Annotated in this window: 16 protein-coding genes; 5 read left to right on the forward strand and 11 right to left on the reverse strand. The window is 66.3% G+C overall.

Annotation, left to right across the window (positions count from 1 at the left end):
* The first annotated feature begins 71 nt into the window (after positions 1–71).
* Complete coding sequence (locus tag E4S61_RS10645; RefSeq protein WP_135303915.1) at positions 72–797, forward strand: PspA/IM30 family protein; 726 nt, start codon at positions 72–74, stop codon at positions 795–797.
* Positions 798–840: 43 nt separating this feature from the next.
* Here the strand turns inward: E4S61_RS10645 and E4S61_RS10650 are convergent, their stop codons facing one another.
* From E4S61_RS10650 to hemC, 3 genes are read right to left on the reverse strand one after another with little or no spacing between them, the layout of a single operon-like run.
* Complete coding sequence (locus E4S61_RS10650) at positions 841–1,593, reverse strand: uroporphyrinogen-III synthase (RefSeq protein WP_135303916.1); 753 nt, start codon at positions 1,591–1,593, stop codon at positions 841–843.
* Positions 1,593–2,357: a uroporphyrinogen-III C-methyltransferase gene (gene cobA, locus E4S61_RS10655; RefSeq protein WP_135303917.1), complete on the reverse strand. Its 765-nt coding sequence runs from the start codon at positions 2,355–2,357 to the stop codon at positions 1,593–1,595. The genes E4S61_RS10650 and cobA overlap by 1 nt, the downstream gene beginning before the upstream one ends.
* Positions 2,354–3,553: a hydroxymethylbilane synthase gene (hemC, locus tag E4S61_RS10660; RefSeq protein ID WP_135303918.1), complete on the reverse strand. Its 1,200-nt coding sequence runs from the start codon at positions 3,551–3,553 to the stop codon at positions 2,354–2,356. Before hemC ends, cobA begins: the two co-directional genes overlap by 4 nt.
* Positions 3,554–3,739: 186 nt before the next feature.
* On the opposite strand from hemC, the gene E4S61_RS10665 reads away from it, so the two are divergent.
* On the forward strand, positions 3,740–3,943 hold the full coding sequence (locus tag E4S61_RS10665; RefSeq protein WP_135303919.1) for a hypothetical protein: 204 nt from the start codon (positions 3,740–3,742) through the stop codon (positions 3,941–3,943).
* A 3-nt stretch (positions 3,944–3,946) separates the two neighbouring features.
* Positions 3,947–5,554, forward strand: a complete 1,608-nt coding sequence (locus E4S61_RS10670) for an outer membrane protein assembly factor BamB family protein (protein ID WP_135303920.1) — start codon at positions 3,947–3,949, stop codon at positions 5,552–5,554.
* A 2-nt stretch (positions 5,555–5,556) separates the two neighbouring features.
* On the opposite strand, the gene E4S61_RS10675 is transcribed toward E4S61_RS10670, so the two are convergent.
* Positions 5,557–6,102 carry a CDP-2,3-bis-(O-geranylgeranyl)-sn-glycerol synthase gene (locus tag E4S61_RS10675; protein WP_135303921.1) on the reverse strand — a complete coding sequence of 182 codons (546 nt, stop codon included), beginning with the start codon at positions 6,100–6,102 and terminating at the stop codon, positions 5,557–5,559.
* 112 nt (positions 6,103–6,214) lie between these two features.
* Between E4S61_RS10675 and E4S61_RS10680 the strand changes: the two genes are divergently transcribed.
* Both E4S61_RS10680 and E4S61_RS10685 read left to right on the forward strand, forming a co-directional pair.
* Positions 6,215–7,051 (forward strand): proline dehydrogenase family protein, encoded by an 837-nt coding sequence (locus E4S61_RS10680; protein ID WP_135303922.1) that lies wholly within the window; start codon positions 6,215–6,217, stop codon positions 7,049–7,051.
* Positions 7,052–7,111: 60 nt separating this feature from the next.
* Positions 7,112–7,765, forward strand: a complete 654-nt coding sequence (locus E4S61_RS10685) for a DUF502 domain-containing protein (protein WP_135303923.1) — start codon at positions 7,112–7,114, stop codon at positions 7,763–7,765.
* A 12-nt stretch (positions 7,766–7,777) separates the two neighbouring features.
* On the opposite strand, the gene E4S61_RS10690 is transcribed toward E4S61_RS10685, so the two are convergent.
* The 7 genes from E4S61_RS10690 to E4S61_RS10725 all read right to left on the reverse strand — a co-directional run bounded on the left by E4S61_RS10690 (position 7,778) and on the right by E4S61_RS10725 (position 13,995).
* Positions 7,778–8,710 (reverse strand): branched-chain amino acid transaminase, encoded by a 933-nt coding sequence (locus E4S61_RS10690; protein ID WP_209309478.1) that lies wholly within the window; start codon positions 8,708–8,710, stop codon positions 7,778–7,780.
* Positions 8,711–8,918: 208 nt separating this feature from the next.
* Entirely contained in the window at positions 8,919–10,046 is a 1,128-nt protein-coding gene (locus E4S61_RS10695; protein WP_135303924.1) for a hypothetical protein, read from the reverse strand.
* Between the two features lie 126 nt (positions 10,047–10,172).
* Positions 10,173–10,844, reverse strand: coding sequence for a 3,4-dihydroxy-2-butanone-4-phosphate synthase (gene ribB, locus E4S61_RS10700; protein WP_135303925.1), 672 nt, complete (start codon positions 10,842–10,844; stop codon positions 10,173–10,175).
* A complete protein-coding gene (locus tag E4S61_RS10705; protein WP_135303926.1) occupies positions 10,831–11,529 on the reverse strand; it encodes a DUF120 domain-containing protein in 699 nt (232 codons plus the stop codon). The genes ribB and E4S61_RS10705 overlap by 14 nt, the downstream gene beginning before the upstream one ends.
* A gap of 120 nt (positions 11,530–11,649) precedes the next feature.
* Positions 11,650–12,624: a 4-demethylwyosine synthase TYW1 gene (twy1, locus tag E4S61_RS10710; protein WP_135303927.1), complete on the reverse strand. Its 975-nt coding sequence runs from the start codon at positions 12,622–12,624 to the stop codon at positions 11,650–11,652.
* 417 nt (positions 12,625–13,041) lie between these two features.
* Positions 13,042–13,479, reverse strand: a complete 438-nt coding sequence (locus E4S61_RS25855) for a DUF7501 family protein (RefSeq protein WP_209309479.1) — start codon at positions 13,477–13,479, stop codon at positions 13,042–13,044.
* Between the two features lie 93 nt (positions 13,480–13,572).
* Positions 13,573–13,995: a CBS domain-containing protein gene (locus E4S61_RS10725; RefSeq protein WP_135303928.1), complete on the reverse strand. Its 423-nt coding sequence runs from the start codon at positions 13,993–13,995 to the stop codon at positions 13,573–13,575.
* Between the last annotated feature and the right edge of the window lie 79 nt (positions 13,996–14,074).

The following is a 14,074-nucleotide window of genomic DNA, read 5'->3' on the forward strand; positions in this document are numbered from 1 at the left end:
CTGTCAGCCGTAGAAAGCGGTATGTCACGAAACCCGCGAGCGGCGTCCGACGAGCACGGCGAGGTGCGCCGATGAGTCTACTCGGTCGCATCTCCTACACTATCCGCGCGAAGCTCAACGCCCTGTTGAATCGGGCGTCGGACCCCTCGGCGGAGTTAGACTACTCCTACGAGGAGTTGCGCGACGAACTCCAGCGAGTCACTCGCGGCATCGCCGATGTGACGACCCAGAAGAAGCGACTGGAGATACACCGGCGGCGACTCCGTGAGAACGTCGAGAAGTACGACGGGCAGGCCCGCGAGGCGATGCGTCAGGACCGCGACGACCTCGCGCGGCGGGCCTTAGAGAAGAAGCAGGCCCACGTCGGCCAGATAACCGACCTCACCGAGCAGATAGATTCGCTCCAGGAGACCCAGGACCGACTGGTCGGCAAGCGCGCGGAACTGTCGAGTCAGATCGAGCAGTTCCGCACGAGAAAGGAGACGGTGAAGGCCCGCTACGAGGCCGCGGAAGCGTCGGCCCGCGTCTCCGAGGCCTTTACCGGCGTCGGCGATACGATGGCCGACGTCAGTCGCTCCATCGAACGCGCGACCGAACGGACCGAGCGGATGGAGGCCCGTGCCGCCGCTCTCGAAGAACTCGAAGAGAGCGGTCAGTTGGAGTCCGTCTTAGACGACAGCGACGACATCGACCGGGAACTTGACCGCCTCTCGAACGAGAAGGCCGTCGAGTACGAACTGGAGACGCTGCGAAAGGAGATGGACGCGGACGAGCAGGTGCGCGAAACCGCGGACTGAGCGCCGCCGTCGCGGCCCGCTGTCGCCTGCCGATAGAACCGACTCATTCGCGATGCGTCGGTGCCGCCGCTTCGACAGTCTCGCAGGCCAGCGTCTCGAAGTCCGCGCGGTCGGGGACGATATCGACCGGAATCCCCGCGTTCTCGGCTGTTTCCTTCGTGGGATTCCCGATGGTGCCGACCGTCGCATCCCGCAGCCCGGCGACGGCGTCCTCGCGGATGCCGCGCTCCTCGGCGGCCGCGAGGAAGTGCCGGACGGTCAACGAGGAGGTGAACAGCGCGGCGTCCAGTTCGCCCGCGGCGGCGAGCTCGGCCGACTCGCCAGACTCGGGCGGGCGGACAAGTCGATAGAGCACCGTCTCGTGGACGTACGCGCCCGCGGCTTCCAGGCCGTCGGTCAGAACCGCAGAGCCGTGGTTCGAGCGGGCCACCTCGATGCGAGTGCCGGCCACCTCCGATTCGAGCGCGCTGACTAGTCCCGACGAGGAGAATTCCTCTGGGACCACGTCAACGGAATACCCGGCTTCACGGAGCGCCGCGGCCGTCGCGTCGCCGATGGCACAGACCGTCGCCTCACCGGGCGACCAGCCGGCGTCGGCGGCGAGTTCGACGCCCGTCTTGCTCGTCAGGACGACGTAGTCGGCGTCGCTTCGCGGAACGCTCTCGGTCGGTTCGACGGCGAGCATCGGGTCGGGGACTGGGTCCGCGCCCAGCGATTCGAGCAGGGAAACGGCCGCCGCCAATCGCTCGTCGTCCGGTCGGAACGCCGCGACGCGGAGGCGCGGTTCCTCGCGCATCAGTCCCCCTCCAGAAACTCGACGACGCGCGCTCGCTGGCCCGCGACGGTCCCGATGACGGTGATAGCGGGCGGTTCGATATCTTTCGCGTCGCGCACATCGACGATAGTTTCGAGCGTGCCCGTAGCGACTCGCTGGTCGGGCCACGTCGCCCGTTCGACCAGCGCGACCGGCGTTTCAGGGTCCATCCCCGCCTCGTGGAGCGCTGCGGTGTAGTCGGGCAGTTTGCCGACACCCATGAGGACGACGATGGTGCCGCCGGTGGCCGCGAGCGCCCCCCAGTCGACAGCCGACTCGTCTTTGGTAGGGTCCTCGTGGCCTGTCACGAACGAGACGGAAGAGACGTGGTCGCGGTGCGTGACCGGAATCCCCGCGACCTCCGGGCCGGCGATAGCGCTGGTGATGCCCGGCACGACTTCGAACGGAATCTCGTTCTCGGCGAGCGTGACCATCTCCTCGCCGCCGCGACCGAACACCGTCGGGTCGCCGCCCTTGAGCCTGACGACCGTATTTCCCTCCTGGGCAAGCTCGACCAGCCGGGCGTTCGTGTACTCCTGTGGCGTCCACTCACCACCAGCGCGCTTGCCCACGTCCTCGCGTCGGTCCTCGGGAATCAGGTCGAGAATCTCTGGCCCGGGCAGTTTGTCGTGTAACACCACGTCCGCCTCGTCGAGGAGGCGGCGGGCCTTCACCGTCAGCAACTCCGGGTCGCCGGGACCGGAGCCGACGAGGTAGACTTTGCCGACTGCAGTTTGACCGCTCATTCGTCTTCTTCCTCCCGGGCGGTCGCCGCGTCGTCGTCGGCCGCGCCCGCGTCGCGCTTGGCCTCGGCGATGAGATCGTCGGCCCCTCGCTCGGCCAGTTCCGCGGCGAGGTCGACGGCGGCGGAGATGTGGCGTTCGGCGGGGAGGTCGCGACCGACCCGCACTTCCTCGTCGCCGTCCCGCGAGAGGACGCGGACGTTGGTGTGGACGACGCCGCCTTCGAGGGTGGCGTAGACGCCGATGGGAGCTACACAGCCGCCGCCGAGTTCCGCGAGGATGGTCCGCTCGACGGTCGTCTCGACCCGGGTCCGTCGGTGGTCGATGCGGTCTTTGATGTCTACGGCGAGGTCACCGTCGACGGCCGTCACCGCGAGCGCCCCCTGTCCGGGGGCGGGAACGAACGCGCTGGTGTCCAGTTCCGTCGTCCCGACGTGATGGGAGAGGCCGGCGCGGTCGAGTCCCGCCTGCGCGAGGACGATAGCGTCGTACTCGACGTCCGGGTCGCGCTCCATCGCCCGACGCTCGAGTTCCGCCAACCCGTTGAACCAGCCCTCGACGTCCTGCTCGTAGGGGAACTCGTAGTCGTCGTCCTCCGCTGCGGGCGGGCCTTGCCCGCCCGAATTTTCCGAGGCACGTTGCGCCTCGCCTCCCGCGTGTTCCTTCCGCTCTTGCTCGGCCTCGTGGCGCTCCTGGTGTTCGCGCTGGAGCGTCGGTGCGAGCAGTTTCTCGATGCGCGTATCCACGTTGCCCCGCAGCGGTTCGACGGTGAGGTCGGGTCGTTCGGCGAGCAACTGCGCGCGGCGGCGGAGACTCGACGTGCCGACCGTTGCACCCTCCGGCAAGTCGTCCAGTTCGAGTCCATCGGGCGTCACGAGGGCGTCGCCCGCCGCAGCGCGTTCGGGGACGCCGGCGACGACCAGTTCGTCGGGTCGCTCGGTCGGCATGTCCTTCATCGAGTGGACGGCGGCGTCGAGTTCCCCCGCGATGACCTTCTCGTCTAAACTGCGGACGAACGCGCCGGTCTTGCCGAGGCGGTGGATGAGTTCGTCGCGTATCTGGTCGCCGGTGGTCTCGACCTCGGTCAGTTCGACGGTGAGTCGTCGGCTGGCCAGTGCGTCCCTGACCGTGGCCGCCTGCCGCAACGCCAGATCGGAGCCGCGCGTGGCGAGTCGGAGCGTGTCCCCGCGTGTAGTCATACGTCTCTCTCGACGGGCCGCTTTGAAAAGCACATCACTTCCCGCGGCCGATTCTCACTGAAAACCTTGTAAGTAATAATTCCTAAAGATTTAATAGCGGCAATATCGTACGACCGGTGCGTGCACTGGCATGGACAGTGACTGACTGGCACGCACGGCAGGGGAGTACAGGGTGGGAGAGACGCGATGCGCCGGCGTGAGTTCTTGGTGGGAATCGCCGGCATCGGGGTGCTGGCACTCACCGGTACGGCGGGGGGTGCCGGCGTGGTGAACAGGGCCGCCGCGGTTTCTGAGCGTCGACGAGGACGGGTTTCTCGCGAGTCGACCGTCGCTCTGAGCGACCACAAGATAGACTACCGAACGCTGCGTCGGTTAGTGAAAGAGTTGTAACTGATGATGGACAGACGAGCGTTCGGCCTCTTCGTGCTAGCGATGGTCGCGGTCGTCCTCGCGGCCCCGGTGGCGGGTGCTCCCGGCGTCGACGGGTGGGAGAGCTACGCGGGCAGCGAACGCAACACCGGTGCCGCTACGTCGCTGCCGTCATTGGAGTCGCCGACGGACGACTGGAACCGCGCACCCGGCGGCGACGTTGCTGCCAGTCCCGTCGTCGCCGACGGACAGGCCTTCGTGGCGACGGGCGAGTTCGTCAACGCGCACGCGCTTGCGGACGGAACTCGACAGTGGACCAGAGACATCGACAACCAGCGATACGACTCGCTGGCCGCCGCCGACGGGACCATCTACGTGACGACGGCCGACGGCGTGACGGCCCTCGGCACCGCTGACGGGAACGAGCAGTGGTCGGCGTCGTTCTCGGGAACCGCCTTCGGGCCGCCGACGGTCCACGACGGCACCCTCTACGTCGGCAGCACCGACGGAACGCTGTACGCCGTCGACGCCGACACCGGCGACATGGAGTGGACCTACGACGCCGAGGCGTCCCTCTCGACCACTGCCCCGGCCGTCGCCGACGGCACCGTCTACGTCGGCGACCGCAACGGGACGCTCCACGCGGTCGGAACCGACAGCAGCGGCCTGTGGACCGAATCGATCGCCGACGAACGACTCACTTCACCGGCCGTCACTGACGGGTCGGTGTCCGTCGGCGCGGCCGACGGCACCGTCGCCGCGTACGCGCCCAGCGGCACTCAGCAGTGGGCGACCACGCTCGGTGATGCAGTGCTCTATTCGCCGGTCGTCACTGGTGACACCATCTACGCCGCGACGGCCGCCGGTGACGTGATCGCGCTCGACGACACGAGCGATGGCGCGACGACGTGGACGGCGGAGGTCTCGGCGACCGGCGTCGACGGCGTCTCGATGTCGCTACACGGCGACACGCTCGTGACTGCCACCGATGCCGGTGCGGTCCACGGTATCTCGACGGACGGAACCCACCTGTGGACGAGAGAACTCAGCGGATCCGCCGTCTCGCCGCCAGCCCTCGTCGACGGCACGGTTATCGTCGGGACCGACGCCGGAGAGGTGTACGCTCTGACGGACGAGAGCGCGACAGGCGGCGGTCGCGACGGGGCGACCGGCGGCGATGGCTCGACTGAGAGCGGGGCGACGGCGACCGAGTCGAGCGATGGCGAACCGTCGGGCGGAAGCGCCCCGCCGAGCGGCGGCGGTGGCGACGGCGGCACGGGTGGCGGTACGGGCAGCGGGGCGACCGGCGGCTCACAGAGCGACAGGGCGACCACGACGCCGTCCGGCGAGGCGACTACCGTGCCGGACGGGCCGGGACCGGCGAACGGCGAATCCGCGACCAACACCGCTGTACGGACGACTCAGACGAGTGGCGTGACAGCCGAGAGAACGACAGCGGATGCGACTCGGACAGCGAGCAACGGCGAGGGACCGACCGGAACCGCGACGACTGTGACCGACGAACCCCCCGGGTCGCCGGTCGAAACTACCGACGGAAGCGGTCCCGGCTTCACCGCCGCGCTCGCGGCGCTGGCAGTCCTGCTAGCCGGCCTGCTCGCGCGCCGCCGATAGGCTCACCACGGCTCGTTTTTCAATCCGAGCGCGTAGGCGATGCCGTTCGTCAGCACGTGCAACAGCGGCGTGAGCAGGAGAATTGCCACTAAGACGGGAACGGTGAACGTTTCGCCGAACCACGACGGTGCGAGGACGAACGCGCAGGCGAGCGCGCCGACCACGAAGTCGAGTTGGTCCAGTCCCGGGAAGGCTGCTCCGCGTTCGCGGCCGCTCCGGCGCTTGAGAAACGACGCTCCGATGTCGCCGAGCATCGCTCCGAACGCCAGTCCGAGGCCCGCGCGCAGCGGAAACGTCGGGAGCGCGTAGCCGACGAGGTCGCTCGCCGCGGGTGCCAGCATCGAAAGCAGTATTGCCAGCGCCAGTCCAGCGAGCGTCCCAACGAGGGTCCCGCGCCACGTCTTTCCGTCACCGAGCAGTCGGCTGTCGCCCATCGTCCGTCCACCGTCGATCGGCCGGCCCCCGCCGGCGAGCACTGCCGCGTTGTTGGGTACGTACGCGGGCAGCATCGCCCACACTGCCGTCACCACGACACCGAAGACGTCCATGTCCGCGCCGTCTCGGCCCGGCGTCTTAACGCGTGTGACTCGTACCGAACGCGTGTCACGACGACAGCGCGACGCGGCAACCTTCTTGCCGTCCGGGTGGCAACTATCGGGCATGTTGCCGCCACTGGCACGTCGGTTCGTCGCCGGGGAGTCGGCCGCCGAAGCCCTCGAACACGCCCGCCGGACGAACGAACGGAACGTCGGCGTCATCTGCAACCGGCTGGGCGAACACTACTACGAGCGCGCTCCCGCGGCCGCCGACACCGCCGCCTACGAGCGACTCGTCGCGGATATCGGCGCGAGCGCCCTCCGAGCCTGCATCTCGGTCAAGCCCTCCCAACTGGGACTGCTCGTTGACGAGTCATTCTTCCGCGAGAATCTCGCGCGCGTCGTTGAAACCGCTGCCGAGCACGGCGTCTTCGTCTGGATGGATATGGAAGACCACACGACGACCGACGCCGCCATCGATGCCTTCGAAGCGCAGGCCGAGACACACGGGGGCGGCGTCGGTCTCTGCCTCCAGTCGAATCTCCGTCGGACGGCTGCCGATCTCGAACGGCTCGCCGACGTGCCCGGAAAACTTCGGCTGGTCAAGGGCGCGTACGACCCCCCCGCGGACGTGGCCTATCAGGACAAAGCCGAGGTGAACGAAGCCTATCGCCGGGATCTGGAGTTCGTGTTCCGTGAGCGCACCGGCGGGATCGCCGTCGGCAGCCACGACCCCGAGATGTTGACGCTGGCAGCGGACCTCTACAGCGAGTACGAGACGCCCTACGAGGTGCAGATGCTGATGGGCGTGCGCACCGACGCCCAGTACGAACTCGCGGGCGTCTGTGACGTCTGGCAGTACGCCCCCTTCGGCAGCGAGTGGCCCGCGTACTTCTGGCGGCGCGTCCTCGAACGAAAGGAGAACGCACTGTTCGCGCTTCGCGCACTCACCAGCGGCTAGTGCTCAGCACGCGGGACCAGAAAGGAAAGGGCTCATATCCCGTGCCAGCCACTATCTCCTATGGCCTCGTCCTCGTCGTGGAAGCGTGACTTTGCGAGCGGCCTCATCGTTTTGTTGCCCATCATCGTCACCCTCACCGTCATCATCTACCTCTACGGCATCTTAGCTTCCGCGGCGTTTTTCATTCCCGCCATCGACTCCGGGCTCCTGATCGCGCTCGGGGTGCCCGCCGACGCCGCCACCGCCCGAGCGGTCGAACTCGCCCAGGTGTTCGTCGCGCTCGTCCTGTTCGTCTTGCTCGTCTTCTCCGTAGGCTATCTTATGCGGACCGCCTTCGGCGACATCGTCGAACGGGCCCTAGACGACGCGATGAACCACGTTCCGGGGCTTCGGGTGGTGTACAACGCCTCGAAGATGGCGGTCGAGACGGCAGTGTCGGGCACCGAAGAACTCCAGAAACCAGTGAAACTCGAAGTGTGGGACGGGCTGCGGATGACCGCGTTCAAGACCGGCAAAACGACCGACGACGGCCGCGACGTCCTGTTCTTGCCGACGGCCCCGAACATCACCACCGGATTCGTCATCGAAGTCGACCCCGAGGACTACGAGGAGACCGACGAACGCGTCGAAGACGCGCTGACGCGCATCCTCAGCGCCGGGTTCGGCGACACCGACAAGGGTGAGAGCCCGCTTCCGATCACGGGCGAAGACTAGCTGCGGAGCCGCTCAGACGTACCGGAACCACTCTTCGCGCTCGCCCGATTCCACGAGGTCGAAGAAGGCGTTCTGAATCTCGTCGGTCACCGGGCCTTTCGTCCCTTCGCCGATCTGGTTGTCGTCGACGCTGCGGATGGGCGTCACCTCCGCTGCGGTGCCGGTGAAGAACAGTTCGTCGGCGGTGTACAGTTCGCCCCGCGAGATGGTCGCCTCGTCGTGGACTTCGTAGCCGCGCTCCTCGGCGAGTTCGATGGCGGTGCGGCGCGTGATCCCGTCGAGGATGGACTCGGCCAGTCCGGTCGTGTATATCTCGCCGTCGCGGACGAGGAAGATGTTCTCGCCCGGCCCCTCGGCAACGTTGCCCTCCTTGTTGAGGACGATGGCCTCCATGTAGCCGTTGCCCTTCGCCTCCAGCGACGCGAGGACGCTGTTGACGTACGTCCCGGTCGTCTTGGCGTTCGTCGGAATCTGACTGGAGGAGTACTTCCGCCAGGAGGAGACGGCCACGTCGACGCCGTCTTCGAGCGCTTCCTCGCCGAGATACGCGCCCCACGGCCACGCGGCGAGGCCGACCTGCACCGGCGATTTCCCGGGGTTCAGTCCCAGCGGGCCGTAGCCGTAGAAGGCGATGGGGCGGATGTAACACGACTGGAGGTTCTCGCGGCGGATGAGTTCCTCTGTCGCCTCGGTGAGGTCGTCCTTCTCGAAGGGCATTTCGATGTCGTACACCTCCGCGGAGTCGTAGAAGCGATCGAGGTGCTCCTCCCAGCGGAAGATGGCCGGGCCTTCTTCGGTCTCGTAGCAGCGGACGCCTTCGAAGACGCCGGTGCCGTAGTGGAGCGCGTGGGTCAGCAGGTGGACGTTCGCCTCCTCGAAGTCGACGAACTCGCCGTCCATCCAGACCTCCTCGACGCCCTCGAACATCTCGGGACGCTCGCTCATGCCCCTTCCCCCGAGGTCCGACAGTCACTTTCGGTACCGACCGTTCGCTCGTCGTGAGTCATATATCCCCCATTGAATCCCTTGGTTAAGAGTGTTGACGGTGTCTGTCCACTGTTGACAGGGTGCCGGCGACGCCAAAAGAAAGGACGCCTCGTCGGCGAGCGCACGAGTCCCTCGTGGGCCCTCGCGCTCGCCGAGACGCGCTACGTCAGTTAGCTGCGGTCGCGGTCTCGTTCTCAGGCGTGGCCGTCTCCTCGTCCGGTTCGAGGACGATGACATCCGAGGGTGTTCCCTCGCTCTCGCCGTCAGTGCCAGACTCGTCCATCGGCGTCCCGGTCATATTCTCGTCCTGCTGGTCGGTCGCGTTCTCGTCCGCGGCGGCGACGCCCTCACAGCCGCCAGTCGAGAGCGTCATCGGTTCCGAGAGGTCGAGCGCAGTCCGGGTCGGCTCCGCGTCCTCGTCAGAGGCGTTGGCCGAGACCACTTCCCAGTTCTCGACGGTGCCGTTGTAGTACTGGCCGGCCAGCACGGCGTCGTCGTTGAAGGCCGGACTGACACTGACCGAGAAGTTCTCGCCGAGGCCGCTGTAGACGCCGCCGTCCGTGGCCGCGTCGCCCCACGTCCAGTCGACGCGAGCGGTCTCGTTGTCGACGGTCCAGACGTCGTAGCTGGTAGGCCCGTCGTACTCGTCGTCACGGACCGTCCACGTCCCGTTGGCCGGGAGTTCGGTGATGTCGAGGGAGGCGGATCCGCCGGTCGAGTTGGCGTTGCCCTCGTTACCGTGGACGAACACCAGGCTCAGCGTGTCGTCGGCCGTGTCCTCGGTCCCGTTCGTGTCCGAGTACAGGAAGACGATGCTCGTGTTGGCCCGCTGGAGGTTCGTCGTCCCCTCCGAGCCGTACGCATCGCCCGTCGTGTTAACGTATGGGTTATCGGAGAACTCCTCCGGGAGGCGATAGTCGTAGAACTCCAGTGCGGACTCGTTGCCGGAGATCGGCGTTACCACGGTACACTGCCCGCCCTGGACGGCGGCGTACGACTGCGCGTCGGCGCTCGCCGCTTCGTCGGTCTGCGTCTCCTCCTCGCCGTCATCCGTCGGCGTTTCCGCTTCGTCATCCGCCGGCGTCGCCGTCGGTTCCGCCTCGTCGTCCGGCGGCGTCTCCATTGGGTCGTCGGTCGGTGTCTCCATTGGGTCGTCGGTCGGTGTCTCGGTCGGCGTCTCGTCGGCCTGCGATGCGGCCAGGCCGGTCAGCGGTACCAGTAGGACGGAGACCACCACGAGTATGGTGAGGAGTCGTCGTCCAGAAAGCCAGTTCGAACTTGGGATCGGTGCCATGCATCCAATCACCCACGACAAGCGGGCATTGTTATTCCCGCCGTAGAAATGCGTAAGCCGGGCTGAGCGAAAGAGCGACTGCGACAAGCCCGGCTTAGGTGTCGGTAGCTCGGAGTATCGAAGAACTCAGTCGAGCGCGGCCAGCAGCGCCGCCCCTTCGACGTAGACCAAGCCTTCACGCTCGGCGTAGGCGCGGGCGGCAGCCGGCGGCAAGGCCTCGCCCGTCTCGTCGTCGAGCATCTCACAGACGACCGCGGCGGGGGGCTGATCAGCGGCAGCGGCCAACGCGATCCCGAGTTCAGTGTGGCCTTCCCGATCTTCCAAGAGGGCCGGGGCGGCCCGCAGGAGGTGGACGTGACCCGGCGAACGGAACGCCTCGGCGAAGGTCGCGGCATCGGGGTCGGCGGCGGTAGCGGCGAGTTCGCGGATGGTCAGCGCGCGGTCCTCGTCGGTGATGCCGGTGAAGGTGTCGCGGTGATTCACCGTGAGCGAGAACGAGGATCGTTCGTCGTAGCCCAGTTCGTGGTCCACGGCGGTCGGGTGGTCGACGACCTCCTGCATGAACGGCAGCGAGAGCGCGTCGGCGACGGCGTCTGAGAGGGCGACACAGACGAGGCCGCCCGCGTCGTTGCGAAGGCGCGCGACCGCTGCCGGGTCGACCGCCCCCGCCGGGTAGACGATATCTGTTTCGCCTTCGCGATCGGCAGCGTCGTGGATCAACACGGGCTCGCCGCGTGCGAACGCGGCGACGGCGTCGGCGGCGCTGTCCGTGTCCACGGGTGACTCACTCCGAGACATGGACGGTCACCTCGTCACCGTCTTCCAGTTCCAGCACGTCCCGGAGCTTCTCGGGGGCGATGACCTCCAGTTGCTCCTCGCCGTGGTGGGTTCGCTCGGGCGCGATGACGTGAGCGGGTTCGTACTCGCCGTCGCCGCTCTCGACGGAGACCGGGTAGCAGTACGCTGGGCCGTAGGTGCGCTCGTCGTCTTCCCAGCCCTCGATAGTGACCGGCTCCAGCGCGCCGAGTCGCGCGCGCTTGCGGACGCTCTCCTCGGTGAGTTCGAGGTTCAACGTCCCGGCGAACGGTTCGTAGTCCAGTCGCTCGATGAACTGCTCCATGTACCCCGGGAGCGTGATGTAGTGTCGTCCCTCGCCCATCCCCGAGGTGACGATGCCGTTCAAGTGGACGCTCGCGTCCGACTCGAAGATGCGCCGGTAGTCTGCGTACTCAGACTGGAGGCGACGCTCGCCCGCGGCGGTGATGCGGACCTCCTGTCCGTCGCTGACGATGTCGCGGTCCAGCAGGTCAGCGTCTTCGAGGCGTTGCAGACGGCGCGAGGCTGTCTGGTTCGAGGCGTCGAGTCGCGCCGCGAGGTCCGCACAGGACACCTTCGTCGGCTCGTCCATCGCGCCGTCCAGCGCGAGCAGTTTCAACGTCGCCAGTTCGTCGTGCCCGACGACCTGTCCCGATGATTCAGCCATGTAGTGAGCTATGAAGTCGCGCCCGATAAGCGTACCGAACGTGATATGTGTTCCAGAAATGGAACGGTGAGCAACGCGCGAAGCGTTGTCTCGAACTGTCACCCACGAAGCGGCCCGCTTCTAGTACTCCACGAGCGCGTCTCGCTCCCAGAACTCGCTGCCCTTCTCCAGTTTCGGCACCCACGTCTGCTCGTCCTCGGCGAGGACGGCCACGCGGGACTCCTCGACCTCTTTGAGCACGTCGTGGGGGAGATACTCGCCGACGGCCTCGGTGAACTCCCGAACCTCGCCGTGTTCGGGCATCGAGTCCCGATCCAATCGCCCGCGCGAGTGGCCGACGTGCATGTACGCCTTCATCTCGACGAAGTCGGCGTTCGCTCGGTCGCACATCGCCGCGTACCACTCGGGGTGGTGCATATTGTGGCCGTTGACGAGCGTTGTCCGGACGACGGTGCGTGTTTCGTCTTTCTCGGCGAGGACATCCAGCGTATCGATTAGCGACTCCCACGCGCCGTCCTCGACGGCCTTGACTGTCGAGTCGAACGTCTTGCGGTCGGGAGCGTCGACGGAGACGTACAGCTGGGTCGGGTCGCACTCGGCGAGCATCTCGGGATTGGTGCCGTTCGAGACGAGGAAGGTCGTGATGTCTCGCTCGTGGAACTCCTCGATGAGTTCCGGCAGATACGGATACAGCGTCGGTTCGCCGTCCAGCGAGATAGCGACGTGACGCGGTTCCATCGCCTGATCGAAAACGTCGTCGGGCACCTCGTCGTTGCCGCCGAAGCCCGAAAGCAGGTCCGTCTGGAGTTCCACGGAAGCGTCGACGACGGCCGCCGGGTCGTCCCACTCGACGTCGCCCAGTTCGTAGGCGTGGCCCGCGTGGTCGCGCCAGCAGAAGACACAGCGCTCGTTGCACTTCACGACGGGCGTCATCTGGATACACCGGTGGGACTCGATCCCGTAGAAGATGTACTTGTAGCACTTCCCCTCGCCCCGCATCGCGTTCTTCGTCCAGCCACAGGCCTGTGCGGCCGTGTGGTTCTGGCTGTGGTAGTCGGGGTCATCTACCTGTTTGGCCCCGTCGGACTCGCTCATTATCGAGACAGATGGACGCCAAGCCTAAAACATCCTTTCGTCCGCCGCATCCCGTCCGTCGAACGGAGAACCGGTGATCGCTCGCTCTGATCGGTTCGGTGCTCTCATGGTGGCGCTGGTGTAGTTATATTCTCACACTATAAGTACAATTTCGCATATCTGAATCTCTTATATCGGCTTTAGAAGTAATACTCCCGGATCTGCCCTTATTTTCTATCTCTATTCCCAGCATATGATTGTATTTCCTCTAAAACATTCCCAAATCCGCCCTTACGGGACTACCAAACCGTTCCTGACTCCATCGGAGTCGCCAGCTCGCGTTGTGGAGTTCCCTCGCAGCGGCAACGTCCTCGACAGGGCGGGTGACAGCGAGTTCGGGGAGTGCTGCCGCGCCATACTGGTCTCCGTTCGAGTCGTTCAGCCGCCCCACTCGCCGCCGACGTCGTCGGCTATCTGATCGCGCCACGACTCGAAGCGTTCCTCGCAGGGCGGACTGTCCTTGATGTGATCGACGAATCCGACACCGCCGTCGGTCAGTGCCGCACCGCAGAACGGACAGAAGTCCGGATTCTCCCAGTCCGGCGAGTCCCGCTGTGGATGTGAGTGCGAGCCCATGTATACCGTGTTAGCACCGGTCGGCAAATACTCTTTCCCGGCCACGACTCGCCCCTCGACAGCGAGGGCCGGGTGGGCGGACGCTTCCAGCGAGTACGTGCCATCCGACTCTCGGACGACGTGCACGTCGCTGCCGAAGGCAGCGAGCAGTTCTACGTTCGTTCGGACGTGTGCCGTTTCCGACGGAATGCGGACCCGGCCGCCCGCGAGCGCGAGGAACACCAGTAACTGGTCGGCCATGTGCGGATCGACCGGCGCACCCGTCGCGTAACACGCCGGAACTGCGCGACCGCGTCCTCCGCGAGGCTGTGAGCGTCGGGGCGGTCGTAGTGCTCAGTACGGCGGCGATTCGGCTTCGATGACGCCTACGAGGTTGTCGAGTTCGTCGGTGAGCAAGACGAGGACGTCGTCCAGCGTGATGATTCCCGCGACGGTACCGTCGGCATCCACCACCGGCATCCGCCGGACCGCGTGTTCGTACATCTTTGCCGTCGCTTCGAGAATCCCCGTCTCGGCGTCGACGGTGGTCGGTGTCTCCGTCATCACGTCTTCGGCAGTTACCGCCGTTGGGTCGCGCCGGGGCTCTAACACCTGCAGCGTGAGGTCGCGGTCGGTGACGATGCCGACCGGTCGGTCGTCGTCCTCGATGATGACGCTCCCGACCGCTTCCTCTTTCATCACCGTCGCGAGGTTGCCCGCGGACTGCTCTCTGTGCGCTGTCTTGACGCTCGTTCGCGCCACGTCGCGTATCGGCATCGTTCTTCAGTTGGACTTCGAGGGTCAGCGTACAATAGTATACGCCCACCGACCGGCGTTTCGACGGCAGTACCGCTCG

It is taken from the genome of Haloarcula amylovorans, assembly GCF_004681185.1.
Taxonomy (GTDB): domain Archaea; phylum Halobacteriota; class Halobacteria; order Halobacteriales; family Haloarculaceae; genus Haloarcula; species Haloarcula amylovorans.